Raw genomic sequence first — 4548 nt, 5'->3', positions numbered from 1 at the left:
AGACCCAACAGGATCCAGAGCAATAGCCATCTGGCCTTGACGAGCGTTTTCACTGTTTTCCTTCCACGGCTGCATACGGGGCAAACAGCCAAATACTGAGGCGTGCCTTCCGCGGACAATACAAGGCTCACAGTAATGCTATTAGGGCTTTAGTGCCTGCCGCCGCCGCTTGTTTCGCCATGTCCTCAACGGCTCCCGTTACGAAGTCGACTAACGCTTTTGCAGCAGAATCCTGGGCGACGATGTGACACATTAGGGTCCCGTGCGCGAAATTTTCCCAGTCTGCTGCGATGGCTGGATTTGGGTTCGGCACTACGTTCCCATTTATGTCTTTAAACGTGTTCGTTGGATTACCAGACCAATCACTATCGCGACCGCCGCCGCTAATCGTTCCGCCACATCTTCCAGAAAATCCGAATCCATACACCAATCCAGAAGGTGTCACAATAGCTGCAGCGACCGAAAAGCCGATTGGGTCGAAACCGCTGTTGTGCATATGGCCAGAAAACGTAAAGGCTCCTGATTTATTTGCAACAAAATCAACCCATCCACCCAAGGGCGTACTATCCGCGAAAGTAACACCCACGTGCCAGCTTTCTGTACTTTCTGTAGTCGCATGCGTCTCCTCGCCAGAGATATTGAATACCCCGCCTAGTGGCTCCCAGTCCGTGGGCGAAGGGCCCCACTTACCATCAAAAAACTTGTGGAACATCTGGTTATCGGTACCGAGCCCAAAGATATCGAGACGGCCCGGCGCCCATGAGGTAACTTCGGGTTGGCTATTGAACCGCCCGCCTAGTGGCTCCCAGTCTGTGGGCGACGGGCCCCATTTACCATCAAAAAACTTGTGGAACATCTGGTTGTCGGTACCGAGCCCAAAGATATCGAGACGGCCCGGCGCCCATGAGGTAACTGCGGGTTGGCTATTGAACCGCCCGCCTAGTGGCTCCCAGTCCGGACCCCACTTACCATCGAAAAACTTGTGGTACATCTGGTTGTCGGTACCAAGCCCAAAGATATCGAGACGGCCCGGCGCCCATGAGGTAACTGTGGGAGGACTATTGAACTTCCCTCCAAGTAGCTCCCAATCCGGACCCCAGTTACCATCGAAAAACCTATGGTACATCCGATTATCGGTACCGAGTCCGAAGATATCGAGACGGCCCGATGCCCACGAGACGACTGCGGGTGGACTAGCAAACTCGCCCCTTAGTGGCTCCCAATCGGGGCCCCAGTTTCCATCGAAGAACTTGTGGTACATCTGATTGTCAGTACCGAGCCCAAATATATCGAGGCGACCGCGTGCCCACGAAACAACCGCGGGGGGGCTATTGAACCGCCCGCCTAGCGGCTCCCAGCCTGTGGGCGAAGGGCCCCATTCACGATCAAAAAACTTGTGGAACATCTGGTTGTCGGTACCGAGCCCAAAGATGTCCAGACGGCCAGAGGCCCAGGAGGCGACCGCGGGGGGGCTATTGAACCGCCCGCCTAGCGGCTCCCAGCCTGTGGGCGACGGGCCCCATTTACCATCAAAAAACTTGTGGAACATCTGGTTGTCGGTACCGAGCCCAAAGATATCGAGGCGGCCAGGACCCCAAGCCTTGGCTGCAAGTGCAGTCTTTTTCATCTGAATTCTCCTTTAAGACTAGATAGAAGAGGTGTCTAAGATATTCTGTGGTTCGTGCGTCACCAGCATCGATGAAGGCCGCGGCGATATCTGAACTTGGCGCCAGCGTTGGAATGACTGTTGTAATCGCGTGGCGCGCGCACTCGGCCCGGTTCATTCCGGCAATGCATTTCCGAATCAGCATCCCGTCGCGTGTCAGCTCATGCACATCGTCGAGCCGCGCGATTCATTCGTGTCGTCCACGGCATAATCGTTTCCACTACATGTCAAACACGGACCTCGGCGATACGTAGCGCCACGAAGGCATCGCCCCGATCAGGTGCACCGGGGGTTACACCGCAGCTTGTTTTTACTTGCGCCCCCAGTAGTACTTGCTACGCAGCGCCAAACCGTGGCGCTTTGCATACCCCGCCGTCGGCTACATACTCCTTGTTCCATCGCCGCCACGTGGGGCGCCCACAATCCCCAGCCCACTTCCATGTTCGCTCCGTCTCAGAAAACGCCAAACGAAGCAGCGGTTGCGCCAACCACGCGACAGGAATGGGGATTGACGCGTCGCTTACCAAAAACCGGGCGGACAACTCGCACCAGCCGACACGCGTACGCGAGTAGGTGATGCGCCGCTTCAAATCTGCGCGCTAACTACAACGATTCGCTGCGGTTCATGATCACGTGGCGAACCTGTTCATGTATTGTGGCGACAACACGCGCAGCAAAAGAGACATCTTTTCACCCCGACACCGATGCTTCGACATGGCTAGGCCCACTCCATTGGCCTTCCGTGTTTTATTAGGAATGCGATGTAAGTGCGACGCCGCTCTTCCAACCTGTGATGTGTCGCACGCATCGTCGAACATTACGATGACGCGACTCATGTACGAAAAAGATCATGATCGTGGCAACGTTCTGCCAGATCCCTCTCGGACGTTCAGCCTATTGCCTTTTCCGATCGGCTCCGTGTGAGGGTAAGTATCGAATAAATTGGCTCGCGGATTCGCTACGGAACGCAGTGAGCCAGTAGGACACTTCTCCCTATCCTACACATATCAACATCCGAAAATTATCTCGCATCCTTTGGACCGCAGCTGAACTTTAGATGACTATTTCCCAGTGTCAATGAGATTTACTAAAGGATCGTCATTATCACTGGGTTGTCACATTGACACTCCGGTACGCCACTGGTTTAGGGTTTTTAACAACATTGAGGCGTGGCCTTGCCCCTGTTTGGTGAATCCCATAACCGAGGGAATTACGCAAGCCTCACCTTGCTGGGCTGCGAACCAGTTTATCGCGAACGTCATGGGGCTGACGTAATCGAGTGTCGAGTGTATTAGGCGTGCATTGTAAAAGCCCAGCCAATCAATTACCTCGTCCATTGCGCCACGCCGCGTGGCGAAGTGCCTCCCATGCATACGTGCTACCTTCAGCGAACCCCACAGACTTTCGGTAGGCGCATTATCCCAGCAATCGCCGCGTCGGCTCATCGCGAGACTGCCCAGTGGCGTCGATTGCGCTCAATGAATGCGTACTTCACATCGACTCCTTGGCACAGTACGCGGCGGATATTTTTTAAATATCTCGCTCCATCTTCAGACGAGCAACTTCGACACGCAACCGGGCCAATTCCATCTGTTCCGGGCTCACCGGCCTTGTTCCAGCTCCCGCGAGCTTGTCTTTCCGGTCAGCCTTCACCCAGTTGTACAGCGTCTGTTCAACCATACCCAGTGTCGCCGCCACCGCTGCCATGCTTTGCCCGGCCCTGACCAGCCGCACAGCTTCCAGCTTGAACTCGAGCGTGTATTGCGCCCGCTTTGCCTTGCTTGCCATCGTTCTTCTCCTTGCGTGAGTTTACCTGCTCAGCAAGGGATTCGTTTTTCGAGGGCAAGCTCATTATGATGAGGCGCTTTTCAACAGTCTGCTAGTTTCGATTTTTCTTGTCTTTCACTTGCATTGCACTATCTTTCTTGAGAACAGAATGATCTTCCTCATTTTTTTCGCCTTCCAGAGACCCCGGGTTATTCAAACGCGTTCTGTGCCTTCTGAGTAGTGAGCCAGCCTTGCAGGAACCGGGTCGGCGATACAAAGTCGAGTGACGAATGACGACAACTGCGGTAATGAAACACTTTGATGTATTCGAGCAGGTCTGCTGCCGCTTCGCCTTGCGTCCGGTAACGCGTTGCATGGAGTTGCACGTAACGGAACGCCCACGCGGAACGGCCTGGGTGGCGCACGTCCTTGGCGCTGGCCCTTTAAAACCTTGATCGGGTCACGTCAGGTCAAACGGCTAGGATGATACTAATCTCCATAAGGGGGTAACGTGCTTATGCAAATGGTGATCCGCATCGACATGCCGCCTAAGGGCATCGAGTCTACCGAAGATGGCTTTTCGCCTACGGACGATCAGATGAGTGAGGAGGCGAAGGCCAGGCAAGAGTTCCTCGACTTTGTTGGCCCGAAGCTCGCTGCCTTTCCAAGGCGACCAGCTAGGCGGCAGGGGAACGTCGATCGTGTCGAACTCCTCGGCGCGAACGTTTGGTCTCATCTCAACCACTACCTTCTGCTGGTTTCCGTCGACATTGGTGATCCGGGTATAGACTGGGCTTCGCTCGTTCCGCCTGGTGGCGAGGTGACCATAATCGGTTCCTACGCCCCATTGCAACATTGGCCAGATGACGGGTAGGTACACTACCAGGCCATAGGGCAGCGGAAGAGTCATTCCGGCTGCGCGTCGGCTCGACGAGCGGTGGCGCCGAGAATTCGGACAGTGCGTTGAGTGGTAAAGCTGGGGCGTGAGTCCGTCATAATGGCCGGCGACAAGGAACCAGAAGATGGCGAAACGAAACCGACGGGCACACTCACCGGCGTCCAAGGCAAAGGTGGCCCATGTACGATGCAATTCGCGGAAAGGGATAACATCTCGC

2 protein-coding genes and 1 pseudogene are annotated in these 4548 nt (G+C 55.1%); 1 reads left to right on the top strand and 2 read right to left on the bottom strand.

Annotation, left to right across the window (positions count from 1 at the left end; genetic code table 11):
- Nucleotides 1-127: 127 nt before the first annotated feature.
- Together HV744_RS36140 and HV744_RS36135 are read right to left on the bottom strand one after the other, a co-directional pair.
- On the bottom strand, nt 128-1627 hold the full coding sequence (locus HV744_RS36140; protein ID WP_175154029.1) for a PLL family lectin: 1500 nt from the start codon (nt 1625-1627) through the stop codon (nt 128-130).
- Between the two features lie 1256 nt (nt 1628-2883).
- Nucleotides 2884-3454: pseudogene (locus tag HV744_RS36135) on the bottom strand (transposase); the annotation flags it as partial.
- A gap of 496 nt (nt 3455-3950) precedes the next feature.
- Here HV744_RS36135 and HV744_RS36130 point away from each other — a divergent pair.
- Nucleotides 3951-4307: a hypothetical protein gene (locus HV744_RS36130; protein WP_175154028.1), complete on the top strand. Its 357-nt coding sequence runs from the start codon at nt 3951-3953 to the stop codon at nt 4305-4307.
- Nucleotides 4308-4548: the final 241 nt, after the last annotated feature.

Source organism: Paraburkholderia ultramafica (assembly GCF_902859915.1).
Lineage (GTDB): Bacteria > Pseudomonadota > Gammaproteobacteria > Burkholderiales > Burkholderiaceae > Paraburkholderia > Paraburkholderia ultramafica.
The sequence above is the reverse complement of the archived record's forward strand: the minus strand, read 5'-3'. Positions and strand labels throughout refer to the sequence as shown.